Origin of the sequence: Qipengyuania sp. ASV99 (assembly GCF_047872805.1) — a bacterium.
Taxonomy (GTDB): domain Bacteria; phylum Pseudomonadota; class Alphaproteobacteria; order Sphingomonadales; family Sphingomonadaceae; genus Erythrobacter.
The window spans coordinates 262,938-289,525 of sequence record NZ_JBLQUK010000002.1; the positions used below are offsets into that span (position 1 = coordinate 262,938).

Here is a 26,588-nt window from a genome sequence, read left to right on the forward strand (position 1 = left end):
ATGAAGTTACTAAAAGATACCACGTTGCATGGCAGATGGTACGATGACGCGTGTGGCACGGCCTTTGGTCTTGAACTGATCGGCGAGCGTTGGAGCTTGCTCGTTGTGCGTGAACTTATGCTTGGACCAAGGCGGTTTTCGGACCTCCGTGCCAGTCTGCCTTCAATTAGCGCCAAAGTGCTAACCGAACGACTTGCCGGGTTGGAGGCCAATGGTCTGCTGCGCCGGACGACGCTTGCCGCGCTGGCCTCGGTGCAGGTCTACGAGCTTACACAATGGGGCTATGCCGCCGAGCCGTTGCTGCAGGAACTCGGGCGCTGGGCGGCGATGTCGAGCGGACATGATCCGTTGCTGCCGCTTTCGCCGGTGTCGCTGATGCTATCGCTACGCACGATGTTCGATCCCGAAAAGGCGGTTGGGCTGGAGGCGCGAATTGGCTTCATTGTTGCCGGGGAGGAGTTTCTCGTTGAGACGGCTGAGGGAAGGTTGCCGGTCCGGCGCGGATCGTCCGATTTAGGTGAGGCGGTATTCATTGCGCCTGCTGCGCCAGTGCTGGCTGCCTTGCTTTATGCCGACGTCTCGGTCGAGGAGCTTGAGCTCGATGCTGGTCTCGAGATTCGCGGTGATCGCGGTCTGGCGCAGCGGTTTGCGGCGATGTTCGAACTGCCGCCAAAGCTCGCCTGATTATTGCCTAAAGGCCCAGCGCAATGTCCGGCCCATTCCCCATGTGGCGGCGCGTGCCGGAAGCGCGGTAAGCAACGGACGTTGCAGTCGCAGCATCTGGCGTGCGAAGGGCGGCAGCATAGCGACCGCTTCCGCGCCAATCACGCTTTGCAGCGCGGGCGGTGTGCCCTTGGGTCGCTGGCTTAGCACCAGTTGCGCCACTTCGCGCGCGGCGGGCGAGGCTCGCAAATCGCTGCGCAATTCGCGGAAAATCACATCGGCTTCGTTGCAGCTTTCGGGAACGGGGTCTGCGCCCAGCGCGCGGGCGATGACGGCAAACTGTCGGTAATATTCGTCGCGCTCGGCAAATGGCATGTCGGGTCGCACATGGCGCAAGTACCCTGCAAGGAAGCTTTGCGCTTCGGTCACATGAACCCAGGCCAGGGTCCGTGGATTGGAAGCGTCGTAGCGCGCACCGTCCGGAAGGTGCCCGCCAACCTTTGCGTGTATGCGATTAACCCGGTCGATGGCCTTCATTGCATCATCGCGTTGGCCAAAGGTGGTGACCGCAATAAACCGTGCGGTGCGTTGTAGCCGCCCGTGCATGTCCTCACGAAAGTTGGAATGATCGAGCACGCCTTGCAACGCTTCGGGGTGGAGCATTTGAAGCAGAAGCCCGCGAATTCCCCCGGTCATCATCCCAACAATATCGGCGTGGACCTTGCGGATCGGCGTGTCCTTGGCGAACAGCGCATCGTCGGAAGGCGGCACCGGCTGCTGCCCACTTTTTGTGTCGTTGAAGACTCCTCGCACCTGATCGACGAGTTTCAAGCGCAAGGATTCGATTGGATCCGCCATTGCCAGCAAAGTAAGCGCACCGACACAGCAATACGAGCGTTTGCAGGGCACTTGCAAAAATAGCAGGGGCGAGCCGCTTGCAGCCGCCGCCGAGCCGTTCTAACCGGGGCGCGTAATGAACTCACACGCCTCCAAAGAATTCGCCGGCGCCAGCGCCATTCCCTCGCAGCCCGACACAGTGGTCGATGTGCGTGACACATTCGGCATTGATGTCGATTGGCAGGTGCCCGCGTTCCAATCGAACGACGAACACGTGCCGGAACGCGATGACAGCTATGTCTTTGATCCCGACACCACCTTAGCGATCCTCGCTGGCTTTGCGCACAATCGCCGGGTCATGGTGCAGGGCTATCACGGCACAGGCAAATCCACTCATATTGAACAGGTCGCGGCGCGGCTGGGCTGGCCCAGCATCCGCGTCAATCTGGACGCGCATATCAGCCGCATTGATCTGGTCGGGCGTGATGCGATTGTGCTGAAAGACGGCTTGCAAGTCACCGAGTTCAAGGAAGGCATTCTGCCGTGGGCGCTCCAGCACCCGGTTGCCTTGACCTTTGACGAATACGATGCAGGCCGCCCGGACGTGATGTTTGTGATCCAGCGTATACTGGAATTTGATGGTCGCTTGACCCTGCTAGATCAGAACCGGGTGATTACGCCGAATCCTTGGTTCCGCCTGTTTGCGACTACCAACACCGTTGGGCTGGGCGATACCAGCGGGCTTTATCACGGCACGCAGGCGATCAATCAGGCGCAGATGGACCGCTGGAACATAGTTGTCGCGCTCAATTACCTGCCAGCTGAAACCGAACAGCGCATAGTCAAATCGAAAACGCCCGATACCGACGACAAGCTGATCGCGGACATGGTGAAGGTTGCCGAGCTGACTCGTCAGGGTTTCATGAATGGCGACATCTCCACAGTGATGAGCCCGCGCACAGTGATCACTTGGGCGCAGAACGCCGAGATATTCAATTCGGTCGGGTTTGCCTTCCGCCTCTCGTTCCTCAACAAATGCGATGAGGCCGAGCGGACATTGGTCAGCGAATATTATCAACGGGTGTTTGGCGAAGACCTGCCCGAAGGCGCGGCAAAGGGAGGCTGAAAGCCCGCTTGCTTAGAAGTGTCCTAGGCTGCTAACACAGTATTCCATGGCGCTTTTTGAACGATTCTGGAGACGTTTCGCACCTGCGGCCCCCGGTGATGGGGAAAGCGGGTTTTACGCGCTTTACGAAAGTCAGCGCCCGCTAGATCCCGACGAAGATGCCGTCGGTTTCCGCCCCGCCGGTTCGCCCGATTTTGCCACTTGGGATGCGCGGCTTTCGCAGCTTGACGATCAGGTAGTGCGCGAGGAGCGTCGGCGCCTGCCGTGGTGGACGCGCGAATATTGGCGCGGACGTCGCAAGCGATGGTGGGCAGTGCGGATCGTGGCGGCGATGCTGGCTGCGTTTTTCGTCCTGTTCGCGTGGCTGGCCATCACCGCGCCGCTCTCCAAAAGCCTGGAACCCATTGCCGCACCGCAGGTCACCCTGCTCGCCAGCGATGGCACGCCGATTGCGCGCAGCGGTGCGATTGTCGATGCGCCGGTGGAAGTGGCGAAATTGCCCCCGCATGTCGTGCAGGCGTTTCTCGCGATTGAGGACCGGCGGTTCTATTCGCATTGGGGGGTCGATCCGCGCGGGATCGCTCGCGCGGCTTGGACCGGGCGCGGCGGGGGGAGCACGATCACGCAGCAGCTTGCCAAATTCACATTCCTCACCCCCGAACAAAGCCTGTCGCGCAAGGCCCGCGAAGCCTTGATCGCGTTCTGGATCGAAGGATGGCTGAACAAGGACCAGATCCTAGAACGCTATCTTTCAAACGCCTATTTCGGCGACAATCAATATGGATTGCGCGCCGCCAGCCTGCATTATTTCTATCGCCAGCCTGAAAATCTGTTGCCGCATCAGGCCGCGATGCTCGCGGGATTGTTGCAGGCCCCGTCACGTTATGCGCCGACCAAGCATTACGACCGGGCAAAGGCGAGGATGGATATGGTGATCGCGGCGATGGTGGAGGTGGGGTATTTGAGCCAGGCAGAGGCTGACGCGCTGCCCGATCCGCGGCTGGATGTGCGCGCGCGCAACGACTTACCGACGGGCACATATTTCGCTGATTGGGCGCTGCCGATGGCGCGCGACGGGCTGGAGACAGGCTATGCCCGGCAGGTTGTGCCAACGACCCTCGATTCGCAGCTTCAGGCGCTCGCCAGCCGGGTGACATCGCGGGCGGCACTGGGCAATGCGCAGGTGGCTTTGGTGGCAATGCGCCCAACCGGCGAAGTGGTGGCGATGGTGGGGGGCAAGGATTACGCCGCATCGCCCTTTAATCGCGCAACACAGGCGCGGCGGCAGCCGGGTTCGACCTTCAAACTGTTCGTCTATCTCGCCGCGCTTGAAGCCGGGTGGAGCCCCGCTGACACGATTGACAACACTGCGATCGAAGCGGGTTCCTATCGCCCCAAAAATGCGCGCGAGCGTTATTCCGACCTCATCACCCTCGAAGATGCCTTTGCCACATCCAGCAACGTTGCCGCTGTGCGGTTGTTCAACGAGATCGGCAGCGAAAGGGTGATCCGCACTGCGCGATCGCTGGGGGTGACATCACCCCTGGCAGAAGGCGACCCCAGCCTTGCGCTGGGAACATCGACGATGACCTTGCTTGAATTGACAGCGGCCTATGCCGGGATCGCGGCAAACCAGTTTCCCGTGCGACCCCGAGCGTTCGCGCAAGAGGAGCAAGGGTGGTGGGAATGGCTCACCGCGCGTGAGGACAGCGCATCGCAGCGCAACCATGAGGCTATCGAACAGATGCTGCGCGCCGCGATTAATCGCGGCACGGGCGAAGCGGCGGAACTGCCGATCGCCAATTTCGGCAAGACCGGGACGACCCAGAATTACCGCGACGCGCTGTTCGTCGGATATGCGGGTGATTTGGTGGTGGGCGTGTGGGTCGGCAATGATGACAATTCACCGCTCGACCGCGTGACCGGCGGGGGATTGCCTGCGCGGATATGGAAAGACTTCATGCGGAGCGCCTTGGCTTTGCCAGCGCCTAAACCCAGCGCTGCGCCCGATCCGCAGGGTCCGGTTCAGCCGCTCGATATCGACATCGAGGAAGGCGAGGAGATACCTTTGGGCGAAGACGGCACAAGCTTGAGGGTGGAAGAGGATGGGTTGATCCTGTCGCAGGACGGCGTGCCGATTGAAATCCGGCTGGATGAAAGCGGGATCAGAGTTGAACCCACCGAACCTCCAGATTAGCCACCAGAAGCGCTGTCCGACCCGAACGCCTAGACCATCAATATGTTCATGATCGCGGTGGCTATCGGGCGGGCCGGATCGTCTTGCCATGCCTCGACCGCAATATTTGCATTGCGCCGCCCGAGCCTGGTGATCCTGCCCTTGGCAAAGCTGGGCCGGGATTTGCCGGCGGACAGATATTGCACGGTGATGTTGACGGGCTTCATCCGCGCCTCGCGGCCTTCGTCCAACAGCCGCGCCTGCAACGCGGCATAGCCTGCGTATTCAAGCAAGCCCGCGGTCGCACCGCCGTGATAATGCTGCGGACGCCCTTCGACTGACGCCCCGAATGGTACTGTAAACACCGGGATACCGTCCTGCACTTCGAACAATTCAATCCCGAGAGCGCGGGCGTAGGGTGTGAGCGGAAGTCCGGAGCTGACTTCAGGCATCACCGGTTCCCGCTGCGCTGGCTTCGGCGTCCGAAAGCGGTATCGTTCCCTTACGCGGATCGGCGGCGATGGTCATGAACACCCCTGCCACATGCGCGACCGGGTCATCGATGTCGCCATCATGCGCGATTCCTCGAACGAAAGCGGCAGACCGGGTGGTGCGATAACATTCGACCCGGCCCCACACCGCGCTGCGTTGACGAGCGGGCCGTTGATAATCGACCCTTAGATCGAGCGTCGCGACTGGTGTGAAACTGCCCGTCGTCTGCCAGATCGACATGCCGCTGGCCATATCCATCAGACTGATAATCGGCCCCGAAGCAAGCACCTCGCGATCCGCTTCGCCCAACAGGTCAGCCCGCCAGGGCAGTTCAAGCTCAACCCAATTTTCACCCTGAGCGGTGAACTTCAGGCCAAGCCAGCCTGTATGCCCGGCGCGAAAGAAGAACTTGCTGGCCTCCATTGCACTAAATGCAGCCGGGCTTGGTGTCTGATTTGTGCTCATATGCGAAACCAATGGGGTGCGAGGCATTTTGTTACAATCATTTAATTTCAACCCTGCGTCAGGTTCGATCAAGTTGACTCCGGCGTCGAGTTCATTTTGCCCGGCGCAATTGCAACAGGGAACCCAATCATGCCGAAAATCGACCTTACCAGTATCCCGGGTCTTGAATCCGCCCAAGCCTTGTTTGGAGCCATGACAACCAAGGCGGTGACCTACGACGACCGCATCGTCGACCTCATGGTCTATCTCTACGATACCGCTCCGCCGCCACCTCCCGGCATTATCTAGGCGAGGACGGGCGCATATGCATGTGCATCCCGCCGTTGCAGCGCTGCGAAGCGATCCGGCTTCGCAGCGCTGTGCCAAATCCGCCATGGAGGCGGCGCTTACCGATTGGAACGGCCGGGAAAGCGTGGCTTCAATCCGCCGAGATTTGGATCTGTTTGCAGGCGGGCAAGAGTTGGCCCAGCTTTCGGCGCTGTCGTCGCTCATGTCCGACCACACACGAGCTCAGGCGTTTGTCGAGCAATTTTCCGGTGAGTTTTTTCAAGCACTACGCCAGGAACCATTGGGAGAAGTGCCGTTGCGGCATGGTTCGAGTGTGGGCTTCGCGCGGCTTCAGATCATGCAGGGCCTGACCAAAAAAATGGGCAATGCAGCGCTATCCCTTTGCGTTTATGAACCGCTTTCGCCATCACCCGCGCCGCTGGCTGTGCAGTTCTCTGACTGTCAGACCTATGAAATAGTTGTTGCCGGCGCGGCGAGCGGCCTTTTTCACAGGCTTGAGCGCGATGATCTAGGCGCCGACGCGCTGTCGTCGTACACCTGTCAATGGCGCAGCGGCGATATGATTGCACCGCAGGCGCGCCGTGAAGCTCGCCAGATCTGCGCAGTTGATCGGTCGTTTCTGGCCTTGCAGTTAAGCTGCACGCCAACGCGCGCGCAGCCCTCTTGCGAGTATAGGATTACCGATGGCACCCTGCTGCGCCAGACCAGCGGTGACAAGCGCGCCAGCCAGCATGTTCTGGCTATGGCGGTACTCGGTGCGCTGGACCATTGCGATGCAATCGGGCCGATGCGAGCCTACGCCGCCGATCTTGAGAAAGATCCCGACGCCCGCTGGGAAGCAATGCGGCAGGTGCTGGCGCTGGATACCGCGTCCGGATTGGCATTGCTGAGCACGCTGTCGGTTTCAGGCAACGACCCTCTGGCCAAACCTGCATTCGAATTGCGCGATAATTTGCTGAAAATGCATCCTGCGCTCTGTAGCTCCGCACAGGAGGCAGCGTAGTGCCAAAGATTATCGACATCGCATCTAACGAAAGCTGCTCGCTTCCCGAAGCAATCGAAGCGCTGGCGGCGCTCGATTTAGACCCGCGCAATGATGCAAGCACCCTTGCCGCTGCGCATTGGCTGCGACGGCTGACCAACAATCGGACCTTTCTGGCGGATTTACTGCTCGAACGTTTGGCCGGGCGAACCACCCATGAAATCGATAGCGGATATGGTCCGCAGGCGCTCTTGCTCAGCCCGCTACGCGGCTCGATGTTTCTGCGAGCAAACATCTGGCCCGCAGAGCATGACTTGTGCTTTCGCAACAGCGGCGCGAAGAGCTTTGTTTACGGGGTCCCGCACGATCACAATTTCTCGTTCCTGACGAGCGGTTATCTGGGTCCCGGCTACTCCAGCGATTATTATGAGTATGATTATAACGCCGTGATGGGCTATTCGGGCGAAGCAGCGGGACTGCGGTTCGTTGAACGTAGCGCGCTCTATCAAGGCAAAGTGATGCTCTACCGCGCACATCGTGATGTGCATTCGCAACTGCCGCCTGAAAGCCTTTCAGTCTCGCTCAACGTGATGCATGTTGATCCGGCGCAATGCTGGTTCGATCAATATGGCTTTGATTTGGAAAGCGGTGAAGTGACCCGTGTGCTCAGCCCGAATGCCACCGAAGTGTTCCTGAGAACTGCGGTGGCGAGCGGGTCGGGCGACGCAATGGACTTTGCCGATTGGGTAGGGCGTAGCCATCCCAGTGGGCGGTTGCGGCTCGCCAGCTTTGAGGCGAGGGCGGGGCAATCACCCGATCTCGAAGCGCGTGATGCAATATGGCGCGAAGGTGAGCTTTGCGGCAGCCGAATGGTAGCGGCGGAGGCCAGATCGCGTCGCCGGGCAATTGCAGACTAACGCGCAATTATCCCGCCTGCGAGCCGATCAATCGCGCCTTGAAGGATGACAGCTGCGGCGTGACTATCGATGGCTTTGGCTCGCTTCGCGCGGCTCATGTCCTGACCGATCATGGCGGCCTCGGCGCTTTGTGTGGACCAGCGCTCGTCCCATAACAGCAAGGGCAGAGCAAAAGCATCTTCGGCATTGCGGGCAAAGGCGCGGCTGGCCTGCGCGCGGGGACCTTCGCTGCCATCCATATTGCGCGGCAGGCCGATCACGATCCCCTTGACGCTGCGGGCAGCTATCAGTTCGGCGATGACTGCGCGGTCCTTTGTCCATTTGCCGCGTTCGATGGTCTTGCCATTGGTGGAAAAGCGCCAGCCCGCATCGCAAGTTGCTGTGCCGATGGTCTTGGTGCCGAGATCCAGCCCCAGCAACACCCCGCCATCGGGCAGCGCATCGGCGAAATCAGGGGCGAATTCGGTAATCAGTTCGCGGTTTCCCCGGCGCTTTGCATCGCATCCACGCGCCGCGCCACATCTGCTTTGGTGTTCGCCCAGAACAGCGGAATGTCATAGACATGGTAATTGTTGCCGGGCAGCACATAGGAACCCATTTCCGGAGGATCGCCAATTAGCAGTAGCCCCCGTTCATCGCAGCGCGCGGGGACCGCACCGGGGACCAATTCGCCGTTCGACATGCTGTCATCGGGCACAAGTGTTCCGAGATTGCTGGATGCAGGTGCGTCACCGCCGAATATTCCGGTCAGCGGGTTGGTGCAAAGGATCCGACTGTCGCCGCGCGGCTTTCCGTTAAAGCCCACTGAATTTGCATAGGTTTCGATCACTGACGATGGATCGGCGGGTTCGGCAAAGCTTGACCAGGAAACGATGCAGCCCGTCTGCGCCGGGGTCGCGCAAGCTGCGATGCCCAGTTCCGGAACATCATGTTCGACCGATATGGGCCAGCCGATCACGTAGGCCGCGACCAGCCGGTCTGCGACGGGCGAATTTTTGACTTCTTCGCGCAGCAGGCGCAGCAGATGGAGCGAGCCTTGGCTGTGACCGGCCAGCACGATGGGCGTATCCGCATCGACCGAATCGAGGAAATAACGCCACGCTTCGAGCACGTCGTCATAGGCAGCTCCAAGTGCCTGTTCAGCCTCTGGTGCGTCGGTCAGGAACGCGCCCATCGTCGCCTGACGATAGCGCGGAGCCCAGATTTCGCTGGCGGCGTTGAATGGGCTGGCCATTCCGCGCACATAGATACGGGCGATCCTCTCGGCCTCTTCATCGCCAATTGGCGCGTTCCAATTGTCGCGGCTGAGATAGCTGGTGGGATGGATGAAAAACACCGCATGTTTCGGTACCGGCGGTTCCGCAGGGCTGGGCAGCAGGCCGCGATCTGTCGAATATGCGGGTTGCCAGCGGGCGGGATCATTGATCCCGATACCGGGCCGAGAATACCACAGGGCCGGGTCCTGATAAGCGTTCGCTTCCATCGGCGCTGTCGGGGTAAACTCGCTGGTCGGAACCAGCGCAATTTCGGCCAGCTCTTCCTGAAACATTTCATAGCCTATCCGTCCGATCAGGAAGATCACGATGCAGATTGCGATGAAATAGAGGAATTTCTTGGCCATTGTATTCGCGTTCGCCCGTCTATTCTTGTGCTTCGTTCTGTTCGGCAAGCGCCGGGCGCAGGGTGGTCCAGGCGCGCTCGCCGCGCATCGCGGAATACCAGGTGAGCGGGTTCCAGCTGGCCGACCCATCGAGCGAGAAGGTGATGAACTCAGCGCGCCCACCGATATTTTCAAGGGGGATGCCCCCGCCAAGTCCGCGCTCTTCGGCCATGGCACGGCTGTCGGCGCTTTCGTCGCGGTTGTCACCCATCACGAACACATTGCCGTCGGGCACGGTGTAAGGACCGAAATTGTCCAGAAACTGGCGTTTGTGGTCGATCACCAGATACGTTGCCCCGTTGGGCAGCGTTTCGCGGTAGGTGGGCGGTTCAAATAACACATCACCATTGGCGTCGGTTACCTGATAAGACATGAAATTCTGCAGGCAGGGCCCGTTTTCGCACATCAATTCTGGTTCATACGGAATGCGGACTGGCGGCACCACTTCGCGTTTGACCAATTCGCCATTGAGGATGATGCGCCCTTCGCGCACTTCGACCGTGTCGCCGGGCAGTGCGACCACACGTTTGATGTAATCCTCATTGCGAACTGGATGCACCGGGATCACGACGTCGCCATATTCCGGCAGTCCGCCAAGGACGCGCCAATCGCCGCGCGGCAGAATGTGGAAACTCGCCGACGCCCATGACCAGCCATAGGGATATTTGCTGACCACCAGGCGATCTCCCACGTGCAGCGCGGGCATCATCGAAGTTGACGGGATATAGAACGGCTTAGCCACGAGACTGTGAAACGCCAAAACCGCAAGCAGCATCAGCGCCAGCCCGCGAAACTCAGCGAACCAATCCACTTTCTCCTTTTCGGACGATTTTTTCGCGCCATTGCCCGCGCCAATGCTTTCACCGGCCACAGCGGCTTCAGTCGCGGGATTGGTTGAAATTTCCGGTTCGGAAGCGGAGGTGTCGGTCTGTGTCAAAGCGGTCATTTCTTGGGTTAGCCAAAGGCGGGGCTGTGGATGCGTTCACGGCGTCCTGATGGCTTCGATAATAACAAAGGCCTGCGCCCATGGATGATCGTCGGTGAGGGTAAGATGAATATGCGCCTCATGGCCCGGCGGGATCATTTCTTCAAGCCGCTTTGCCGCCCCGCCGGTTAACGCCAGTGTTGGAGCACCGGATGGGGCGTTCACTACGCCGATGTCTTTCATGAATACGCCGCGCCGAAAGCCAGTGCCGACCGCCTTGCTGAAAGCTTCCTTGGCCGCGAATCTCTTAGCATAAGTTCCCGCGATGGTGAATGGACGCCGCCGCGCCTTGGCTCGCTCGATTTCCGTAAAGACGCGGTTTTCAAAGCGTTCGCCATAGCGCTCAAGCGAATGGGCGATGCGGTCAATATTGCAAAGGTCCGATCCCAGCCCGATAATCATGATGCCGCGCGCACCACCAGAATCACCAACAACATCAATCCGGTGAAATGCAGCAGCACCTGCCCTTTGAACAATGGATGCGCAAAATCGCCGTTGGCGAATTTGAGCGCGCCGACGAATCCGAAAATCTGCAAGGCAACCCATCCGATGGCAAACACGCGCAATATGCCCGTGTTGAGAGCAAAGCCAAGAAAGCCAATCCCGATCAGAAACAGGATCGCCGCGCCGAGCGCCCAGATTTTCTGCGAACGCGATAGCGGAGGAAGCTCTTCACCAGCCATGTCAGCGCGCCTCATCCATCAGTTCGCGCATCCGCCGGATTGCAGGCTCCAGCCCAGTGAACACCGCTTCGCCGATCAGATAATGCCCGATATTGAGTTCTGCGAGCTGCGGAATCGCGGCGACCGGTTGAACGTTTTCGAACGTCAGACCGTGGCCCGCATGCGGTTCGATTCCGTTCTTCGCGGCAAGCGCGGCCATGTCAGACAGGCGGCGCAGTTCCTTTGCCGTGCGCGCGCTATCCCCGTCTAGGAAAGCATGAGCGTATTCGCCGGTGTGAAACTCAACCACCGGAGCACCCAGCCGCAACGCAGCTTCAAGTTGACGTTCATCGGCTTCAATAAACAGTGAAACGCGGATGTCCGCATCGCGCAGCCGGGCGACAATCGGCGTCAGCGTGTTGTGCAACCCTGCTGCATCGAGCCCGCCTTCGGTGGTGCGCTCTTCACGTTTTTCAGGGACGATGCAGGCGGCGTGGGGTTTGTGGCGCAGCGCAATGGTGAGCATTTCGGGGGTTGCTGCCATTTCAAGGTTGAGCGGCAAATTGGTCGCCGCCTGTATCCGCGCGAGATCTTCATCACGGATATGGCGGCGGTCCTCGCGCAGATGCGCGGTGATCCCGTCACCGCCCACGCGCGCGACGATTTCTGCCGCCCGCACCGGATCGGGGTGATCGCCGCCGCGCGCATTGCGGATGGTGGCCACGTGATCGATGTTGACGCCGAGGCGGAGTGGGCGCAGCAAAGATTCGCTCATGGTTGGCACACCGCCTTTGACAGAAGCTCGTAAGAAAAGCCGCTGCCCATCCAGATTTCGCCGAATTCGAACGGTTCCCTTTGTGAGAATGCGACCACGGCCATCTGCCTTTCGGGAATGATGAAATTGCGCACCTGAACGGCTCCGATACCGCCGCGCCGTTCCACGATGCGCACGGGAGCCTCGCAGCCGTTTAGCGGGGCTTCGAAGACCCATTGTCCCAGGGCCATAAAGCCAAGCTCCGGGTTTCCGTCCCACATCTGCGCCAGCGCCGCTTTGCCGAGCAAGTCGCCGCGCATCAAAGCAACATCGATGGCAAGAAGATCGTCCAGCGACCCATAGAGTCCCGCCGACGCCCCATAGACAGACAGATCGCGCTCCGGTTCGCGGGCTTCTCCCATCCAGCCCCAGCGCGTGAAGTCTTCACCGGGATAGGCGCCGACAAACTCAAGCCCCAGCGGTGCGGCAATGTCGCGCATGAAAAGGGCGTCCCATGACAGCCCCGTCACCGCTTCGAGCACCGCGCCCAGCACCATGTAGTCGCAATTGTTGTAGGACCATTCGCCGCCCGGTTTACCGGTCACTGGTCCTGCACAAAAGCCGCTGACAGGATCGCGGCTGCCGCGAAAATCCGCGCTGTAATAGGCATAGGGGTCGCCCAAGCCAGATTCACTGGAATCAGGGTTGGGCAGCCCAGCGCGATGCTGCAACAAATTGCGGATCGTCGCGGTTTCCGCATTATCGCTCGCAAAATCGGGGAGATAGCTCGCCACGGGTTCATCGAGGTCGATCACCCCGCGCTCGACCTGCTGCATCACCAGCACCGCAACCATTTGTTTCGTCACCGAGGCCCAGCGCCAGGTCAGCCCGTCGGGCCAGCCGCGCCAAGGCTCTGGCAGAAGATCCGTATGTGAATAGCGCGGCCCTGTTTGCGTCGGATCACCAAGCCCGGTTGAAATCGCCAAATCGCCTTCGAAACCCGCCTCGGCGATCACCGCGCTCAGTCCATCGAAATCGAAATCGTCCGCGCTTGCCGGAGCAGCAAGAGCGGCAAGGCAAAAAGTGATGGCAATCCTCAACATCTGGCGAAATTATTCCTTGCGGCTTCCTGGTTTGGTCACAGCTACGCGGGCCAGGCTTTCCGGGATGTCACATTCGTCATATGTGGGGAAATCGAACGCTGCGAGCGGGAAGAATGGTACACCCAGATCGACCGATCCAACGGAGCGATCAATCAAAGCGCATTCGGCGATCACCTCACCGCCTTCGCGCGCCACGGCTGCGATGGCTTCGCGGCTGGAAAGCCCGGTCGTGACCACATCTTCGACCATCAGGACCTTTGCCCCCGGTTCGATCGCAAAGCCACGCCGAAGGTGGAACACGCCCTCGGGTCGTTCAAGGAACAGCGCATCCTTGCCAAGCACGCGGGCGACCTCATGTCCGATAATGATACCTCCCATCGCAGGGGAAACCACCAGGTCGATCTGGTTCAGCACTTCATCGGGAATGCGATTTACCACCGCTTGCGCCAGCCGTCCGGCGCGCTGCGGGTTCATCAACACCCGCGCGCATTGCAGATAATGCCCGCTATGGCGCCCGGATGAGAGTTTGAAGTGGCCTTCGAGCAATGCGCCGCAGCCGCGAAATTCTGCGAGCACGTCGTCAACAGTTTCGGGGATGGTTTCAGGCGAGGTCATATTGGCGATTCGTCCAGCTTTTCAGAGTATGGTTTGTTGGATTCGCAATGCCGATTGCGCGGCAAACATGCAGGCTTGCATAAAATTCTCCCTAGAAGCGCTTGAGGCACTGGGCAAGCGCGGCTAAGGGACGATGAACTGTGGCGTCAATGCCATGGGGGCGCCGTGCGCATAGGGCAAATCGAAATGTGTTTTCTCGATATGCCTTCTGCAAACCGGCATGGGATTAATTCGAAAACCGATTAGGCACGATTATGGGTCAGGCTTTTGCCCGCATGAAATATGGAATTCTGGCGCTGATGGCGGTGGTCTTGGTCGCTGCTTCCCCGCAGATGGCGCTCGCGCAGGACGGCGCTGCCGAACCTGCAGTGACAGTTCCGGCGGAGGTTGTTGATGGGCCTGCGGATGCGGCGCAATCGGCGGTTGCACAGCCAGAAAGCCAGTATGTTCCGATGGCAGCGGATCAGGTCAAAGGCGCGCCGACCGCATATGAAGATGATGCGCTGGCAAGTATGACGTTTCAGGATCAATACACCGCTGACGGTGCCTATGCGTTGTGGATGCACAATTGGATTTTGATGCCAGTCATCACCCTGATCAGCCTGTTTGTGCTCGGTCTGCTGCTGTATGTCTGCGTGCGGTTCAACCGCCGGACCAATCCGGTCGCCTCGCGCACGACCCACAACACCATGATCGAAGTGGTCTGGACAATTGTGCCAGTCATCATCCTGGTGGTGATTGCCGTGCCATCGATCACGCTGCTGGCGCGGCAATATGAAACGCCGCCTGCCGAAGCGATCACGATCAAGGCCGTCGGCTATCAGTGGTATTGGGGATATGAATATCCCGACCACGACGTTGAAATTATCTCCAACATGCTTGATGAAAATGAAGCGCTGACCAGTGGCGAACCGCATCAACTTGCGGTCGATAACCGTATGGTTGTGCCGGTTGGCGTTCCGCTGCGGATCCAGACGACGGCAGCGGACGTGATCCATGCCTTTGCGGTTCCGTCGCTGTGGTTCAAGCAAGATGCCGTTCCGGGCCGACTGAATGAACGGCTGCTCACGATTGAGGAGCCGGGCATCTATTACGGTCAGTGTTCGGAACTGTGCGGTGCACTGCATGGCTATATGCCAATCGCTGTCGAAGCGGTTCCGATGGAACAGTTTGAGGCGTGGGTCGCTTCGCAGGGCGGCACTATGCCTGGGGCAGGGGATGTTGCTGAGGCGGCCGCCGCACCAGCACCAACCGAAGCCGCCGCCGAAGAGCCTGCTGCATAAAGGCGGCAAAGCACCAAAGAATTCTTGAATCAAACCGAACTGAAGAGACGCAAAAGATGGCCACCACCGCAGAAGGTTTCGATGCTCCTGTCACAGGACATGGCGGGGATCATTCGCATGATCATGCGGATCACAAGCCGGGCTTTTTCGCCCGCTGGTTCATGTCGACCAACCATAAGGATATCGGGACGCTGTACCTGATCTTTGCAATCATTGCGGGGATCATCGGCGGGGCAATCTCGGGCATCATGCGGTTCGAGCTGGCCGAACCGGGTATCCAGTATCTTTTCTGGTGGGCAGGTGCTGCCGAGGGCGACATCGCGGCAGCGGGCCATATGTGGAACGTCTTTATCACCGCGCACGGCCTGATCATGGTGTTCTTCATGGTCATGCCCGCGATGATCGGCGGATTTGGCAATTGGTTTGTGCCGCTGATGATCGGCGCGCCGGACATGGCGTTCCCGCGGATGAACAACATTTCGTTCTGGCTGACCGTGGTCGGATTTTTCAGCCTGCTGTTTTCGATGTTCGTGCCGGGCGGCGGCGGATTGGGTGCGGGCGTGGGCTGGACGGTCTATGCGCCGCTTTCCACCACCGGCTCGGCTGGACCTGCGGTCGATTTCGCGATTTTCTCGCTGCACCTCGCGGGCGCGGGTTCAATCCTGGGTGCGACCAATTTCATCACCACCATTTTCAATATGCGCGCGCCGGGGATGACCCTGCACAAGATGCCGCTGTTCGTGTGGTCGGTGCTGGTTACGGCATTCCTGCTGCTGCTCGCGCTGCCGGTGCTGGCTGCCGCGATCACTATGTTGCTGACTGACCGCAATTTCGGAACGACCTTCTTCGATCCGGCCGGCGGCGGTGACCCTGTGCTTTACCAGCACCTTTTCTGGTTTTTTGGGCACCCGGAAGTTTACATCATGATCCTGCCGGGTTTCGGGATGATTTCGCAAATCGTTGCGACCTTCTCGAAGAAGCCGGTGTTTGGCTATCTCGGCATGGCCTACGCCATGGTTGCCATTGGCGTCGTCGGCTTCATCGTGTGGGCGCACCACATGTATACGGTCGGCCTCGATGTGAACACCAAGATGTATTTTACCGCCGCGACCATGGTGATTGCGGTCCCGACCGGGGTGAAGATTTTCAGCTGGATCGCCACGATGTGGGGCGGCAGCATGGAGTTCAAATCGCCAATGGTCTGGGCGCTCGGTTTCATCTTCCTGTTCACCGTAGGCGGCGTGACCGGCGTGGTTCTGGCCAATGGCGGCGTCGACGACAATCTCCACGACACTTATTATGTCGTGGCGCATTTCCACTATGTGCTTTCGATGGGTGCGGTGTTCTCGCTGTTCGCCGGTTTCTATTACTGGTTCCCGAAGATGAGCGGACGGATGCATTCCGAATTGCTCAGCCACATCCATTTCTGGACGTTCTTCATCGGCGTTAACGTGATTTTCTTCCCGCAGCACTTCCTCGGGATGAATGGTATGCCGCGTCGCTATCCTGATTTTCCCGATGCTTTTGCGTTCTGGAATCAGGTCAGTTCGTTTGGCTATTTGATCATGGCCGGGTCGATGGTGTTGTTCTTCATCAACATCGCCTACGCCTTTCTTGCCGGCAAGAAAGCCGCGAACAATCCTTGGGGCGAAGGCGCAACGACGCTTGAATGGACGCTGACCAGCCCGCCGCCGTTCCACCAGTTCGAAACGCTTCCGGTGATCGAAGACCACCACGATTACCACGATCACCGTCCGGTTACGGCCTGATGGGATAGTGCAGCCCTGCATGAAAGCAGGCGCATGAATTACGGAAAGTGAGGGAGCGCGCCGCAATGGTGCGCTTCCTTGCAACTTACGAGATGAGCCAACGCGCTGATATGACCATTGTTGCAAACACCGTGCCGCTACCGGCGGATTGGCGCGATTTCTTTACGCTGACCAAGCCGCGCGTCATGACGCTGGTGATCTTCACTGCGATTTGCGGGTTGCTGGCCGCTCCGGGCAGCATCCATCCCGTATTGGGTTTTACCGCGATCCTCGCCATCGCCATGGGTGCAGGCGGTTCGGCAGCGCTCAACCATTGGTGGGAAGCGGATCTTGACGCCGGGATGAAGCGCACCGCCAACCGACCGCTTCCCGGTGGCCGGATGCGGCGTGAGGACGCGCGCGATTTCGGCCTGTTCCTCTCCGGCGTATCATTGTTGGTGATGGGCGTGGCCATTGGCTGGCTCGCGGCGGCCATGCTGGCGGTAGCAATTTTCTATTATGCGGTCGTCTACACCATGTGGCTGAAACCCCGCACGCCGCAGAACATCGTGATCGGCGGTGGCTCGGGCGCGTTTCCGCCACTGATCGGCTGGATCGCTGTGACCGGCGAAGTGACCGCGATGCCGGTTCTGCTGTTCGCCATCATCTTCATGTGGACCCCGCCGCATTTCTGGGCGCTCGCGCTGTTCATGAAATCGGATTACGCCAAGGTCGGCATTCCAATGATGCCGGTGGTTGCAGGCGAGCGTTCGACCCGGCGTCAGATCCTCGCTTACACCGTCTTGCTTGCCCCGGTTGCGATTGCACCTTGGGCGATAGGCGGGACAAGCTGGGTCTATGGCTCGGTTGCTGCTGTTCTCTCGTTGTTGTTCCTAGCGCTTGCAGTGCCGGTTGGCATCCGCACCCGCAGCGACGTCGACACCATGACGCCTGAAAAGACGTTGTTTCGTTTCAGCATCTATTATCTGTTTGTGTTGTTCGCTGCGCTGGTCGCCGACCGTGTGCTGGCTGCGCAAGGTCTGATTGGGCCCGGCATGCTCGCGGGAGTCGGCGCATGACCCCGGAAGAGCAGACCGAACTGAAACGTCGCCAGAAGGCCCGCAATCTCGTTGTGGGAGGGACGCTATTGTTCTTCGCAGTGTTGTTTTATGCCATCACCGTCGTCCGGATGAGCGACTGACATGGCAAGCCGCGCGATCGAAACCGAAATGAACCGGAAGAACGCAAAGGTCGGCGTTTTGGCTTTCATGGGCGCGCTTGCGATGCTCGGGCTGGGTTATGCTTCGGTTCCGCTATACGAAATGTTCTGCCGCGTCACCGGGTTTGGCGGCACAACGCAGGTGGCCAGCGAAGCCGATGCCAGCCGCGCCGCGGCGCTGGGCACGTTGCGTGAAATGTCGATCCGCTTCGACGCATCGCTCGCGCGGGACATGCCGTGGACGTTTCGTCCAGCGCAATCGACCGACACAATCCGTATTGGACAGCGCGACATTGCCACCTATGTGGCGCGCAACAATTCCGATCAGCCGATAACCGGCACAGCCACCTTCAATGTTGAGCCTGCGCAGGCGGGGATTTATTTCAACAAGATCCAGTGCTTCTGCTTCACCGAGCAGACGCTCGCGCCGGGGCAGGAAGTCAACATGCCGGTGCTCTATTATGTCGATCCGGCGATCCTTGACGATGAGATTATCGGCGATATCGAACAGATTACCCTCAGTTACACTTTTCACCGCGTAAAAGAGCCCGTATCGAGTGCTCTTGACCGCTCGCAGTAAGACGCTTCCACAGGGACGGGAACGACCAACATGGCTGGCAATGTAAACCACGATTATCACATTCTCGAACCGGATATCTGGCCGCTGATCGGTGCTTTTTCGGCGCTGACATTTACCTCTGGCATGGTTCTGAGCTTTTACCCCGACCTGTTCGGGGTCGCCAGCAAGGTGGTGATCTGGGCTGGTCTGGCCGGACTTCTTGCGACCTTTTTCTTTTGGTTCCGGAATGTTGTGGTTGAGGCGCAGCGCGGCGATCATACCCCAGTTGTGCAGCTTCACCTGCGTTACGGGATGATCCTGTTCATTGCATCGGAAGTGATGTTTTTCGTTGGCTGGTTCTGGAGCTTCTTCGATTTCGCATTGTTCCCCGCACCACTTGAAGTGGTGGCGGCGGGCACGGCCGATCAGGCGACCACGAATCTGTTCATTTCCGAAGGGATCACGAAGCTCGGCACGCTGGTGCCGGAGGGTATGGAAGTGCTCGACCCGTTCAGCCTGCCGCTGCTCAACACGCTGATCCTGCTGTGTTCGGGCACCACGGTGACCTGGGCGCATCACGCGTTGATCCACGGCGACCGCGAAGGGTTGAAGCAGGGGCTCTGGGCAACGGTTGGGCTGGGCGTGCTGTTCAGCGCGATCCAGGCGTATGAATACAGCGTGGCGCCGTTCGTATTCGGACAGAACACCTACAGCTCGGCGTTTTTCATGGCGACGGGTTTCCACGGGTTCCACGTGTTGATTGGGACCATCTTTCTTTCGGTGTGCCTTTACCGCGCATATATCGGCCACTTCACTCCGCGCCAGCATTTCGGCTTTGAAGCGGCGGCGTGGTATTGGCATTTCGTCGATGTGGTGTGGCTGTTCCTGTTCATTGCGGTCTATGTCTGGGGCGGCGCGGGAGCCGAAGTGCACTGATGAGTTCGGGCGAAAGCCCTGAATCGATCAAGGGGCAGTCCGGAATCCTCCGGGCTGCCCTTTTGGGTTTATGCCCCCGTTGCGGGGAAAAAACCTTGTTTGAGGCACCCGCGCGCATTGCCATGAAGTGTTCGAATTGCGAACTTGATCTCGGCGCGCTGGAGCGCGGTGGGCGGTTTGCGGGCCTGTTGACGGTTATCATCGCGGTCGTGCTGATGGTGATCGCGGTAGCGATCGAAACCGCCCTCCGCCCGCCGCTCTGGTTGCAGGCAGCGATCTGGGCGCCGGTGACCGTCGGCGGGGTGATCTACGCATTGCGGCTCTATAAAACAGCGCTGCTGTATGCCGCGTATGACAAACTGGAACGTCCCGAATGATCCGCCAATTGCCGTTCATCCCGACAATTGTCGTCATCGCCGCAGCGGGGGTGATGGTGTGGCTGGGCGTCTGGCAATTGGGCCGGGCGGAGGAAAAGGCGGAGCTGATTGCGGCCTATCAAAGCGCGCTGACAGTTGCTGATCTGCAGCCCTTTCCTGCAACCAGCGGAGGGGTTAATTCTGAGGCGGACTTTTTTCACCCCACTGCGTTCGATTGCACCCAAGTGCTGTCGCAAAGCGCGATTGCCGGGCGGAGTGATCGGGGGCAGGCTGGATATGCCCAGATTGCAAGGTGCCAAACGGCTCGCGGCGCGGCGGATATCAAGCTCGGCTGGTCGAAAGGGCCAGAATTTCCCCGATATGTAGGCGGGCCTATCAAAGGTCTGATTGTCCGCGGCGGAGCGGACGGGGCAAGGGTTCAGTTGGATGAACCCATTGCGGGCCTCCAACCTCTGGCCAAACCGGACCCCAGCGACCTTCCCAACAACCACCTTGCCTATGCCGGGCAATGGTTCTTCTTCGCGCTGACCGCTTTGGTGATTTACGGATTTGCTGTGCGTTCGCGGCTGAGGAGGCGCGATTAGGGCGCTCTGTGTGAACGGGCAGGGCATTGCCCCCGCGCCGCGCCATCGCTAACCGCGAATCCACCATGGAATACATCTCTACCAGGGGCAGCGCGCCCGCACTCGATTTCGAAGGGGCCACTTTGGCTGGCCTGGCATCCGACGGCGGATTGTATCTGCCGCGCGAATGGCCGCGCCTCAGCGAGGCCGAGATCAGGGCTATGCGCGGGCTGTCCTACGCTGCGCTCGCCGCGCGTATCATGCGGCCCTTTGTCGCGGGTAGCCTGACCGAGGCTGAACTCGAAGCCCTGTGCAAAACCGTCTACGGCGATTTCGGCCATGCAGCGGTTACACCGTTGGTGCAATTGAACGAGACGCATTGGCTGCTCGAACTGTTCCACGGCCCCACGCTGGCATTCAAGGATGTGGCGCTGCAATTGCTTGGCCATTTGTTTGAAACCTTTCTCGAACGGCGCGGCAAGCGTCTGACCATCGTCGGCGCGACCAGCGGTGACACGGGTTCGGCTGCGATCAATGCGGTCGCGGGGCGTGAGCGGATCGAGATTTTCATGCTCCACCCCAATGGCCGGGTGAGCGAGGTGCAGCGTCGCCAGATGACCACGGTGCGGGCGCCGAACATCCACAATCTCGCCATCGATGGCAGTTTTGATGATGCGCAGCGGCATGTGAAACGCATGTTTTCCGACCCGGAGGTTGCCCATTCGGTTGGCGGCCCGCTCAACCTCGGCGCGGTCAATTCGATCAACTGGGCACGACTCATGGCGCAGGTGGTCTATTACTTCTATTCCGCATTGCAATTGGGCGCGCCTGATCGCAAGATTGCCTATAGCGTACCGACCGGCAATTTCGGCGACGTATTCGCAGGCTATGTCGCGGCGCAGATGGGTTTGCCGATTGAACGGTTGATCGTAGCCACCAACGTCAATGACATTCTCCACCGCGCGCTGACATCCGGGGATTATTCGGCTGGCTCCACGACCCAGACAATTACCCCGTCGATGGACATTCAGGTCAGCTCGAATTTTGAACGGCTGTTGTTCGATTGCGGGGGCCGCGATGGCGCGGCGCTGGCAGCGCAGATGCAGGGCTTTGACGACAGCCACGCGATGCAGCTCACCAATGCGCAGCGCCAAGGTGCAGCCAAGCTGTTCACCAGCGCCCGCGCCGACCAGAAAGAAACCGCCCGCGCGATGCAATGGGCCTGGCGCAGCGCCGCGCAAGTGATCGACCCGCACACTGGCGTGGGACTGCACGCCAGCCTTGCCGCGCCTGCTGCGGGACAGGTTGAACCAGGCACCCCGATTGTCACGCTTGCCACCGCGCACCCCGCAAAGTTCCGCGAAGCGGTGGAACGCGCCGTTGGCGTTCGCCCCTCGCTTCCCCCGCGCGTCGGCGATCTGTTCGGGCGCGAGGAGCGCTTCACCGAACTGCCCGGCACATACGATGCTTCGCGCGATTTTGTGCTGCAACATGCGGCGGATTCGGCCAGCTGATGGCGCGGTTCGCCGCATCACCGATCATCATGGAATGCGCGGGCTGGCCCGATGCGCAATCCTATCGCCTGATCGACAGCGGAGCGGGGCGCAAATGGGAAGGCTTTGGCCCCTACACCTTTATCCGTCCCGAACCGCAGGCCATGTGGCAGCCGCGCCGCGACGATTGGGACGCAGACGGCGAATTTATACCCGGCTCGGATGAAGACGGCGGCGGGCGCTGGGTGTTCGCGCGCGAAGTGCCTGCCGATGGCTGGAACCTGACATGGAACGAGGTCCAGTTTACCGCGTTGCCGACACCGTTCCGCCATTTGCAATTCTTCCCCGATATGGCCCCGGTTTGGGACTGGATGCGCGAGCAGCTTGCCGGGCGCGAGGATGCCGAAACCCTCAACATGTTCGGATACACTGGCCTTGGCAGTCTGGCGCTCAGCCGCCATGGCAGCGTCACGCATGTCGATGCGTCAAAGAAGTCGGTGGCGCAGGCACGGGAAAACGCGGCGCTGTCGAGCATGGAAGCAGCGCCGATCCGGTGGCTGGTTGATGATGCCGCCAAATTCACCGCGCGCGAAGTGCGGCGCGAACGGCGCTATGACGGAATAATCCTCGACCCGCCCAAATTCGGACGCGGGCCAAAGAATGAGACGTGGCGGCTAGAAGAGGGCCTGCCGCCGCTTATCGAAGACTGCGCAAATTTGCTGGATGCCAATAGCGCATTCCTGTTCCTCACTGTCTATGCAGTGCGGATGAGCAGCTTGGCGATTGCCGGCCTGCTGGACGAAGCCTTGCGCGGCCTGCCGGGCGTCATCGAACACGGCGACCTTGCCGTGCGCGAGGTGGGTGAGGGCGGGCGTTTGTTGCCCACAGCAATCTTCGCAAGGTGGAGCAATCCGGGCTAAAGGCGCTGCACCTATGAACGATTCGCTCATTCTCGAAGTCGCCGATCTCGAAGTGGATGTCCTGACCGGCATTTATTCGGAAGAAACCGGCAAGCCGCAACCACTGCGCTTCACCATTCAGGTGCGCTATGATGTGGCCGGTCATTACGCTCCTGATACGTCGCTCGATGCAAGCAAGAATTACATGGACATCAAATTCGCGGCCACCGACGGCCTGCCAAAGGGTGTGCATTTCAAACTGATCGAGGCGGTCGCCGATCACATTTGCGAAACGCTGTTTGTGCAGGATGCGCGGGTTCAGGCGGTGACGGTGAAGATCGTGAAGCTCGCCATTGCCGAAGCGAATGAACAGATCGGCATTACGCTGCACCGCGAACGGCCCGGCGGATAAGGCCGCGATGCAGGTTGTTCTGGAAATCGCTCACCTGCCGCAAAACGGCATCGATGCCAGCGCGGATTTCATGCAGAACCATTTGCCGCGCGCCCGCGCCTTGCTGGCCGAGAAGGAAACCGCTGCGCTGGCGATTGTCCTGCCCGCAGCAGGCGTCGATTATGACGATTGGCGGCGAACACTGGCGCGTGATCTTGCCCGCGCCCATGCGCCAAAGCGGGTGAACGTCATTGGCGCTGACGGGGCAGACGCGGCCTCCGCCATGCTGGCATATTTGGGGGATGCGCCGGGCGTCACGGGACAGTATCTTGCTGCGCATGAATGAAATCGCTCGCCGCACACCGGATATGATCCTTCTGGACGGGAGAAGCCCTTCGCGCGGGGGCGCTCCGTTGATCGATGGTTTCAAACGCCGGATTTCCTACTTGCGCCTGTCGGTCACCGACCGCTGCGATCTGCGCTGCTCCTATTGCATGCCCGAACGCATGACATTTCTGCCCAAACGCGAAGTGCTGACGCTGGAAGAACTGTTTGATCTGGCGAGCGGCTTTATCGATCGCGGAGTGACCAAGATCCGTATCACCGGCGGTGAGCCGTTGGTGCGGCGCGACATTATGGACCTGTTTGCGGCGCTGGGAAGGCGGCTGGGGACGGGGCTGGAAGAACTGACGCTCACCACCAATGCGACCCAGCTGGCCGGCCACGCGGAGGCGCTGGCCGAAGCGGGAGTGCGCCGTGTGAACATCTCGCTGGACACGCTAGACCGCGCGAAATTTGCCGAGCTTACCCGCCGCGATGCTTTGCCGCAGGTGATGGAGGGGATCGCCGCAGCGCGCGCGGCTGGGCTTAAGGTCAAATTGAACGCAGTGGCGCTCAAAGGCGTAAACGAGGACGAATTGCCCGACCTTATCAGTTGGGCGCATGCTCAGGGTCATGAAGTGACGCTGATCGAGGTCATGCCACTGGGTGACGTGGAGGAGGAGCGGCTCGATCAATATCTGCCGCTCAACACGGTGCGGGCGCGGTTGGAGCAGCGCTGGACGCTGGTGGACAATGACGCTTCGACCGGTGGTCCGGCGCGCTACGTCGATATTGCCGAAACAGGCGGGCGGTTGGGTTTCATCACACCGCATTCGAACAATTTTTGCGCCAGTTGCAACCGGCTGCGGGTGACCGCCACGGGTCAGCTGTATCCGTGCCTCGGCGGGAGCGAGCGAGTCGATCTGCGCGCCGCCTTGCGTTCGGGCGCGCCGCAGGAAGAACTGGCACGCGCGTTCGAACAGGCGATGACGATCAAGCCGGAAAAGCATCTTTTCCGCATGGATGAACGCGGTGCAGCCCCGCATCTTGCGCGGCATATGTCGATGACGGGGGGGTAGGACTTTGGCGGTGACCATCCTGTTTCTCGGTCCGCTGCGCGATCTGCAAGGGGCAGAGACATGCGAGGTCAGCGCTCCGCTGGATTGGGCGGGACTGCTTGGCGCAGTAAGCGACAGCGTGGCCGAACAATTGGCGGGCGAGCGGGTGAATGTAGCCTGCGGGGGAAGGGTGCTGGCGGACAAGACCGCTTTGCACGCGCAGGACGGCGATGAAGTCGCCTTGCTGCCGCCCGTTTCAGGCGGCTGAGGGCCGCGCGGTGTTCGACATCCGCCTGCTGAACTCGCCGTTCGATCCTAATGGTGCGATTGAGGCGTTGTCTTTACGCACCCCCGGGGCTGGTGGGATTGCCAGCTTTATCGGCAAGGTTCGCGTCACCGGCGGGGTCGAGGCGCTCGAACTGACCCACTACGAACCGCTAACTTTGCCCGGGATGGTCGATCTGGCGGAGCGGGCGGACGCGCGGTTCGATCTGATGGGACTGGCCATGCTGCACCGCACCGGGCGGCTTGATCCGGGCGATCCGATTGTCTGCGTCTGTGCAGCAGCGCGCCACCGCCGCGATGCGATTGGTGCGGTCGATTTCTGCATGGATCATCTGAAAAGCGCGGCGTGGTTTTGGAAACGCGAATTGCGGACTAACGATAGCGGAAGCGCATGGCACTGGATCGAACCACGCGGCGAAGATCACGAAGATTTGGCGCGTTGGAAACCGCTCTAACGTCCTGAGAGCGATTGAAGCAGTTCGGCGTTGGTCACTTCGATCCCGCGTTTTCCCTTGCGGACGATTGCGCCGCATTCCTCGATCTCACCCAGTTTGCGGCTGACGGTTTCGATCGTCAGGCCCAGCATATTGGCGATTTCTCCGCGAGTCAGCGGCAAATCAAACGTGCTGGCGAGGTGACAGGGCGATGTGCTCGCCGCCGCGGCGAAATCATGCAGCAATGCCGCCAGTCGCGCCTCGGCGCTGGCATGCCCGGTCAATTCCAGCAAATTGCGTGTGGCCAGCAAGTCTTCCTGCGCGCGCCGCAGCAGGGCGCGGGCCAGCGCGGGATAAGTGTCAATTGCACGTTCGATATCGGCGCGGGCAAAGGTGCACAGCTTGCTATCGGTCAGCGCGACGACATCGTGATGGGCGAAGGGCGCAAACAGCTCTCCGATGAAGCCGGAAGGGTGAACCAGCGCGAGGATCTGCTCGGTCCCCTCTCGGTCGACCGCCGACACTTTGAGTGCACCGGAAATCAGCGTGGCGCAGGCCGCCATGTCATCGCCCGCTGCGAACAGCATCTCTCCGCGTCTTAGCATCCGGGTTCGGCCTGCAGCGGCGAGCGCATCGCGTTCATCGATGGAAAGCACCGAACATGCGGCGCTGTCCTTTACCGGGCAGGTTTCACACGTGAGGTTCACCGCTGGAATTCTTTGGCAACTGCATCCATCAGCGCGGTCTGCCGGGACAATATCTCTCCGACCAATGCCTGCGCGGCGTTGATGTCATTGGTCGCGGCAAAGGTGCTGGCCGATTCGAATTCGAGCCGATCAAGGTCGCTGAGGCTCAGCGCGGTCTGGCCGTGCAATGACTTGAGGTCGGACAAGGCAATTTCTGCGGCCGCGCGGCGGTTGTCATCCATACCCAGGCCTCGCGCGGCCTGCGCGCGCCGCAGCGCATCGGGTTGACGCGCGATGAATTGTTGATGCACCGCCCGCGCTGCTTCGGCGGCGGCCTTGATCCGTTCGAACGCCTGCGCCGATGTGGTAGGGGCAGGCGTCGGAGCTGTCATCGGTGCGCCCACCCGTTCGGCAGGGCGGATTGCCAGCGAGGGGTATTTGTCGCTGCTTTGCGCGCAGCCAGCCAATAGCGCCGCGACAAGGCCCGAAGTAAGAATTGGAAGAATTGCCTTGGTCATGATCCTGGCGGGCTGTTATCATGGCTTTGCCGCTCGGCAAAGGCGGGAGTGCGGCGCGGCGTACCCCGTCTGCCAAAATTTGGCAGACAAAAT

Annotated in this window: 34 protein-coding genes; 21 read left to right on the plus strand and 13 right to left on the minus strand. The window is 60.2% G+C overall.

Annotated features, from left to right (window positions below; all coding sequences use genetic code 11):
- Positions 1–684, plus strand: a complete 684-nt coding sequence (locus tag ACM64M_RS05180) for a winged helix-turn-helix transcriptional regulator (protein ID WP_416227597.1) — start codon at positions 1–3, stop codon at positions 682–684.
- On the opposite strand, the gene ACM64M_RS05185 is transcribed toward ACM64M_RS05180, so the two are convergent.
- Entirely contained in the window at positions 685–1,521 is an 837-nt protein-coding gene (locus ACM64M_RS05185) for an oxygenase MpaB family protein (RefSeq protein WP_416227598.1), read from the minus strand.
- 115 nt (positions 1,522–1,636) lie between these two features.
- Between ACM64M_RS05185 and cobS the strand changes: the two genes are divergently transcribed.
- Together cobS and ACM64M_RS05195 are read left to right on the plus strand one after the other, a co-directional pair.
- Complete coding sequence (cobS, locus tag ACM64M_RS05190; RefSeq protein ID WP_416227599.1) at positions 1,637–2,626, plus strand: cobaltochelatase subunit CobS; 990 nt, start codon at positions 1,637–1,639, stop codon at positions 2,624–2,626.
- Between the two features lie 46 nt (positions 2,627–2,672).
- Positions 2,673–4,823 (plus strand): transglycosylase domain-containing protein, encoded by a 2,151-nt coding sequence (locus ACM64M_RS05195; protein WP_416227600.1) that lies wholly within the window; start codon positions 2,673–2,675, stop codon positions 4,821–4,823.
- A gap of 29 nt (positions 4,824–4,852) precedes the next feature.
- On the opposite strand, the gene ACM64M_RS05200 is transcribed toward ACM64M_RS05195, so the two are convergent.
- Together ACM64M_RS05200 and ACM64M_RS05205 are read right to left on the minus strand one after the other, a co-directional pair.
- The gene (locus tag ACM64M_RS05200; RefSeq protein WP_416227601.1) at positions 4,853–5,254 is read right to left on the minus strand and encodes a PaaI family thioesterase; all 402 of its coding nucleotides are present in this window, start codon (positions 5,252–5,254) and stop codon (positions 4,853–4,855) included.
- Positions 5,247–5,759 (minus strand): PaaI family thioesterase, encoded by a 513-nt coding sequence (locus tag ACM64M_RS05205; RefSeq protein WP_416227602.1) that lies wholly within the window; start codon positions 5,757–5,759, stop codon positions 5,247–5,249. Before ACM64M_RS05205 ends, ACM64M_RS05200 begins: the two co-directional genes overlap by 8 nt.
- Positions 5,760–5,888: 129 nt before the next feature.
- On the opposite strand from ACM64M_RS05205, the gene ACM64M_RS05210 reads away from it, so the two are divergent.
- From ACM64M_RS05210 to ACM64M_RS05220, 3 genes are all read left to right on the plus strand, one after another.
- Complete coding sequence (locus tag ACM64M_RS05210; protein WP_416227603.1) at positions 5,889–6,047, plus strand: hypothetical protein; 159 nt, start codon at positions 5,889–5,891, stop codon at positions 6,045–6,047.
- 145 nt (positions 6,048–6,192) lie between these two features.
- A complete protein-coding gene (locus ACM64M_RS05215) occupies positions 6,193–7,050 on the plus strand; it encodes a hypothetical protein (RefSeq protein ID WP_416227604.1) in 858 nt (285 codons plus the stop codon).
- The gene (locus ACM64M_RS05220; RefSeq protein ID WP_416227605.1) at positions 7,050–7,946 is read left to right on the plus strand and encodes a transposase; all 897 of its coding nucleotides are present in this window, start codon (positions 7,050–7,052) and stop codon (positions 7,944–7,946) included. The genes ACM64M_RS05215 and ACM64M_RS05220 overlap by 1 nt, the downstream gene beginning before the upstream one ends.
- Here the strand turns inward: ACM64M_RS05220 and ruvX are convergent.
- The 8 genes from ruvX to pyrE are packed head-to-tail and all read right to left on the minus strand — an operon-like array spanning position 7,943 to position 13,725.
- Positions 7,943–8,419 (minus strand): Holliday junction resolvase RuvX, encoded by a 477-nt coding sequence (gene ruvX, locus ACM64M_RS05225; protein ID WP_416227648.1) that lies wholly within the window; start codon positions 8,417–8,419, stop codon positions 7,943–7,945. The two genes, ACM64M_RS05220 and ruvX, sit on opposite strands and share 4 nt — an antisense overlap.
- Complete coding sequence (locus ACM64M_RS05230; protein ID WP_416227606.1) at positions 8,416–9,567, minus strand: DUF3089 domain-containing protein; 1,152 nt, start codon at positions 9,565–9,567, stop codon at positions 8,416–8,418. The genes ruvX and ACM64M_RS05230 overlap by 4 nt, the downstream gene beginning before the upstream one ends.
- 19 nt (positions 9,568–9,586) lie before the next feature.
- Complete coding sequence (gene lepB / locus ACM64M_RS05235; protein WP_416227607.1) at positions 9,587–10,552, minus strand: signal peptidase I; 966 nt, start codon at positions 10,550–10,552, stop codon at positions 9,587–9,589.
- A gap of 36 nt (positions 10,553–10,588) precedes the next feature.
- Entirely contained in the window at positions 10,589–10,993 is a 405-nt protein-coding gene (gene acpS, locus ACM64M_RS05240; RefSeq protein ID WP_416227608.1) for a holo-ACP synthase, read from the minus strand.
- Positions 10,990–11,274 (minus strand): pyridoxal phosphate biosynthetic protein, encoded by a 285-nt coding sequence (locus ACM64M_RS05245; protein WP_416227609.1) that lies wholly within the window; start codon positions 11,272–11,274, stop codon positions 10,990–10,992. Before ACM64M_RS05245 ends, acpS begins: the two co-directional genes overlap by 4 nt.
- Position 11,275: 1 nt before the next feature.
- Positions 11,276–12,028 carry a pyridoxine 5'-phosphate synthase gene (locus ACM64M_RS05250; RefSeq protein ID WP_416227610.1) on the minus strand — a complete coding sequence of 251 codons (753 nt, stop codon included), beginning with the start codon at positions 12,026–12,028 and terminating at the stop codon, positions 11,276–11,278.
- Positions 12,025–13,110 carry a serine hydrolase domain-containing protein gene (locus tag ACM64M_RS05255; RefSeq protein WP_416227611.1) on the minus strand — a complete coding sequence of 362 codons (1,086 nt, stop codon included), beginning with the start codon at positions 13,108–13,110 and terminating at the stop codon, positions 12,025–12,027. Before ACM64M_RS05255 ends, ACM64M_RS05250 begins: the two co-directional genes overlap by 4 nt.
- A 9-nt stretch (positions 13,111–13,119) precedes the next feature.
- Entirely contained in the window at positions 13,120–13,725 is a 606-nt protein-coding gene (gene pyrE, locus ACM64M_RS05260; RefSeq protein ID WP_416227612.1) for an orotate phosphoribosyltransferase, read from the minus strand.
- Positions 13,726–13,979: 254 nt separating this feature from the next.
- Between pyrE and coxB the strand changes: the two genes are divergently transcribed.
- The 15 genes from coxB to ACM64M_RS05335 all read left to right on the plus strand — a co-directional run bounded on the left by coxB (position 13,980) and on the right by ACM64M_RS05335 (position 25,312).
- Positions 13,980–15,008 carry a cytochrome c oxidase subunit II gene (gene coxB / locus ACM64M_RS05265; RefSeq protein WP_416227613.1) on the plus strand — a complete coding sequence of 343 codons (1,029 nt, stop codon included), beginning with the start codon at positions 13,980–13,982 and terminating at the stop codon, positions 15,006–15,008.
- Between the two features lie 56 nt (positions 15,009–15,064).
- Entirely contained in the window at positions 15,065–16,777 is a 1,713-nt protein-coding gene (gene ctaD, locus ACM64M_RS05270; protein ID WP_416227614.1) for a cytochrome c oxidase subunit I, read from the plus strand.
- Positions 16,778–16,887: 110 nt separating this feature from the next.
- On the plus strand, positions 16,888–17,835 hold the full coding sequence (locus tag ACM64M_RS05275; protein ID WP_416227615.1) for a heme o synthase: 948 nt from the start codon (positions 16,888–16,890) through the stop codon (positions 17,833–17,835).
- The gene (locus ACM64M_RS05280) at positions 17,832–17,957 is read left to right on the plus strand and encodes a hypothetical protein (RefSeq protein WP_416227616.1); all 126 of its coding nucleotides are present in this window, start codon (positions 17,832–17,834) and stop codon (positions 17,955–17,957) included. Before ACM64M_RS05275 ends, ACM64M_RS05280 begins: the two co-directional genes overlap by 4 nt.
- Before the next feature lies 1 nt (position 17,958).
- A complete protein-coding gene (locus ACM64M_RS05285; RefSeq protein WP_416227617.1) occupies positions 17,959–18,555 on the plus strand; it encodes a cytochrome c oxidase assembly protein in 597 nt (198 codons plus the stop codon).
- A gap of 30 nt (positions 18,556–18,585) precedes the next feature.
- Positions 18,586–19,470 (plus strand): cytochrome c oxidase subunit 3, encoded by an 885-nt coding sequence (locus ACM64M_RS05290; protein ID WP_416227618.1) that lies wholly within the window; start codon positions 18,586–18,588, stop codon positions 19,468–19,470.
- On the plus strand, positions 19,470–19,847 hold the full coding sequence (locus ACM64M_RS05295; RefSeq protein WP_416227619.1) for a DUF983 domain-containing protein: 378 nt from the start codon (positions 19,470–19,472) through the stop codon (positions 19,845–19,847). Before ACM64M_RS05290 ends, ACM64M_RS05295 begins: the two co-directional genes overlap by 1 nt.
- Positions 19,844–20,431, plus strand: coding sequence for an SURF1 family protein (locus ACM64M_RS05300; protein WP_416227620.1), 588 nt, complete (start codon positions 19,844–19,846; stop codon positions 20,429–20,431). Before ACM64M_RS05295 ends, ACM64M_RS05300 begins: the two co-directional genes overlap by 4 nt.
- Before the next feature lie 65 nt (positions 20,432–20,496).
- Positions 20,497–21,924 carry a threonine synthase gene (gene thrC, locus ACM64M_RS05305; RefSeq protein ID WP_416227621.1) on the plus strand — a complete coding sequence of 476 codons (1,428 nt, stop codon included), beginning with the start codon at positions 20,497–20,499 and terminating at the stop codon, positions 21,922–21,924.
- A complete protein-coding gene (locus ACM64M_RS05310) occupies positions 21,924–22,823 on the plus strand; it encodes a class I SAM-dependent methyltransferase (RefSeq protein ID WP_416227622.1) in 900 nt (299 codons plus the stop codon). The genes thrC and ACM64M_RS05310 overlap by 1 nt, the downstream gene beginning before the upstream one ends.
- A 13-nt stretch (positions 22,824–22,836) precedes the next feature.
- The gene (locus ACM64M_RS05315; protein WP_416227623.1) at positions 22,837–23,214 is read left to right on the plus strand and encodes a dihydroneopterin aldolase; all 378 of its coding nucleotides are present in this window, start codon (positions 22,837–22,839) and stop codon (positions 23,212–23,214) included.
- Positions 23,215–23,221: 7 nt separating this feature from the next.
- The gene (locus tag ACM64M_RS05320) at positions 23,222–23,539 is read left to right on the plus strand and encodes a Rossmann fold domain-containing protein (protein WP_416227624.1); all 318 of its coding nucleotides are present in this window, start codon (positions 23,222–23,224) and stop codon (positions 23,537–23,539) included.
- A gap of 22 nt (positions 23,540–23,561) precedes the next feature.
- Positions 23,562–24,593 carry a GTP 3',8-cyclase MoaA gene (gene moaA, locus ACM64M_RS05325; RefSeq protein WP_416227649.1) on the plus strand — a complete coding sequence of 344 codons (1,032 nt, stop codon included), beginning with the start codon at positions 23,562–23,564 and terminating at the stop codon, positions 24,591–24,593.
- A 10-nt stretch (positions 24,594–24,603) separates the two neighbouring features.
- Complete coding sequence (locus ACM64M_RS05330; RefSeq protein WP_416227650.1) at positions 24,604–24,840, plus strand: MoaD/ThiS family protein; 237 nt, start codon at positions 24,604–24,606, stop codon at positions 24,838–24,840.
- A complete protein-coding gene (locus ACM64M_RS05335; protein ID WP_416227625.1) occupies positions 24,803–25,312 on the plus strand; it encodes a molybdenum cofactor biosynthesis protein MoaE in 510 nt (169 codons plus the stop codon). Before ACM64M_RS05330 ends, ACM64M_RS05335 begins: the two co-directional genes overlap by 38 nt.
- Here ACM64M_RS05335 and ACM64M_RS05340 read toward each other — a convergent pair.
- Positions 25,309–25,998 carry a Crp/Fnr family transcriptional regulator gene (locus ACM64M_RS05340; RefSeq protein WP_416227626.1) on the minus strand — a complete coding sequence of 230 codons (690 nt, stop codon included), beginning with the start codon at positions 25,996–25,998 and terminating at the stop codon, positions 25,309–25,311. The genes ACM64M_RS05335 and ACM64M_RS05340 overlap by 4 nt on opposite strands.
- On the minus strand, positions 25,995–26,495 hold the full coding sequence (locus ACM64M_RS05345; protein WP_416227627.1) for a hypothetical protein: 501 nt from the start codon (positions 26,493–26,495) through the stop codon (positions 25,995–25,997). The genes ACM64M_RS05340 and ACM64M_RS05345 overlap by 4 nt, the downstream gene beginning before the upstream one ends.
- Positions 26,496–26,588 lie beyond the last annotated feature (93 nt).

Bases quoted from the DNA above. Each gene is read 5' to 3' on its own strand.
- ACM64M_RS05180 (WP_416227597.1), top strand. From the start codon at position 1: ATGAAGTTACTAAAAGATACCACGTTGCATGGCAGATGGTACGATGAC.
- ACM64M_RS05185 (WP_416227598.1), bottom strand. From the start codon at position 1,521: ATGGCGGATCCAATCGAATCCTTGCGCTTGAAACTCGTCGATCAGGTG.
- cobS (WP_416227599.1), top strand. From the start codon at position 1,637: ATGAACTCACACGCCTCCAAAGAATTCGCCGGCGCCAGCGCCATTCCC.
- ACM64M_RS05195 (WP_416227600.1), top strand. From the start codon at position 2,673: ATGGCGCTTTTTGAACGATTCTGGAGACGTTTCGCACCTGCGGCCCCC.
- ACM64M_RS05200 (WP_416227601.1), bottom strand. From the start codon at position 5,254: ATGCCTGAAGTCAGCTCCGGACTTCCGCTCACACCCTACGCCCGCGCT.
- ACM64M_RS05205 (WP_416227602.1), bottom strand. From the start codon at position 5,759: ATGAGCACAAATCAGACACCAAGCCCGGCTGCATTTAGTGCAATGGAG.
- ACM64M_RS05210 (WP_416227603.1), top strand. From the start codon at position 5,889: ATGCCGAAAATCGACCTTACCAGTATCCCGGGTCTTGAATCCGCCCAA.
- ACM64M_RS05230 (WP_416227606.1), bottom strand. From the start codon at position 9,567: ATGGCCAAGAAATTCCTCTATTTCATCGCAATCTGCATCGTGATCTTC.
- lepB (WP_416227607.1), bottom strand. From the start codon at position 10,552: ATGACCGCTTTGACACAGACCGACACCTCCGCTTCCGAACCGGAAATT.
- acpS (WP_416227608.1), bottom strand. From the start codon at position 10,993: ATGATTATCGGGCTGGGATCGGACCTTTGCAATATTGACCGCATCGCC.
- ACM64M_RS05245 (WP_416227609.1), bottom strand. From the start codon at position 11,274: ATGGCTGGTGAAGAGCTTCCTCCGCTATCGCGTTCGCAGAAAATCTGG.
- ACM64M_RS05250 (WP_416227610.1), bottom strand. From the start codon at position 12,028: ATGAGCGAATCTTTGCTGCGCCCACTCCGCCTCGGCGTCAACATCGAT.
- ACM64M_RS05255 (WP_416227611.1), bottom strand. From the start codon at position 13,110: ATGTTGAGGATTGCCATCACTTTTTGCCTTGCCGCTCTTGCTGCTCCG.
- pyrE (WP_416227612.1), bottom strand. From the start codon at position 13,725: ATGACCTCGCCTGAAACCATCCCCGAAACTGTTGACGACGTGCTCGCA.
- coxB (WP_416227613.1), top strand. From the start codon at position 13,980: ATGGGTCAGGCTTTTGCCCGCATGAAATATGGAATTCTGGCGCTGATG.
- ctaD (WP_416227614.1), top strand. From the start codon at position 15,065: ATGGCCACCACCGCAGAAGGTTTCGATGCTCCTGTCACAGGACATGGC.
- ACM64M_RS05275 (WP_416227615.1), top strand. From the start codon at position 16,888: ATGACCATTGTTGCAAACACCGTGCCGCTACCGGCGGATTGGCGCGAT.
- ACM64M_RS05280 (WP_416227616.1), top strand. From the start codon at position 17,832: ATGACCCCGGAAGAGCAGACCGAACTGAAACGTCGCCAGAAGGCCCGC.
- ACM64M_RS05285 (WP_416227617.1), top strand. From the start codon at position 17,959: ATGGCAAGCCGCGCGATCGAAACCGAAATGAACCGGAAGAACGCAAAG.
- ACM64M_RS05290 (WP_416227618.1), top strand. From the start codon at position 18,586: ATGGCTGGCAATGTAAACCACGATTATCACATTCTCGAACCGGATATC.
- ACM64M_RS05295 (WP_416227619.1), top strand. From the start codon at position 19,470: ATGAGTTCGGGCGAAAGCCCTGAATCGATCAAGGGGCAGTCCGGAATC.
- ACM64M_RS05300 (WP_416227620.1), top strand. From the start codon at position 19,844: ATGATCCGCCAATTGCCGTTCATCCCGACAATTGTCGTCATCGCCGCA.
- thrC (WP_416227621.1), top strand. From the start codon at position 20,497: ATGGAATACATCTCTACCAGGGGCAGCGCGCCCGCACTCGATTTCGAA.
- ACM64M_RS05310 (WP_416227622.1), top strand. From the start codon at position 21,924: ATGGCGCGGTTCGCCGCATCACCGATCATCATGGAATGCGCGGGCTGG.
- ACM64M_RS05315 (WP_416227623.1), top strand. From the start codon at position 22,837: ATGAACGATTCGCTCATTCTCGAAGTCGCCGATCTCGAAGTGGATGTC.
- ACM64M_RS05320 (WP_416227624.1), top strand. From the start codon at position 23,222: ATGCAGGTTGTTCTGGAAATCGCTCACCTGCCGCAAAACGGCATCGAT.
- moaA (WP_416227649.1), top strand. From the start codon at position 23,562: ATGATCCTTCTGGACGGGAGAAGCCCTTCGCGCGGGGGCGCTCCGTTG.
- ACM64M_RS05335 (WP_416227625.1), top strand. From the start codon at position 24,803: ATGAAGTCGCCTTGCTGCCGCCCGTTTCAGGCGGCTGAGGGCCGCGCG.
- ACM64M_RS05345 (WP_416227627.1), bottom strand. From the start codon at position 26,495: ATGACCAAGGCAATTCTTCCAATTCTTACTTCGGGCCTTGTCGCGGCG.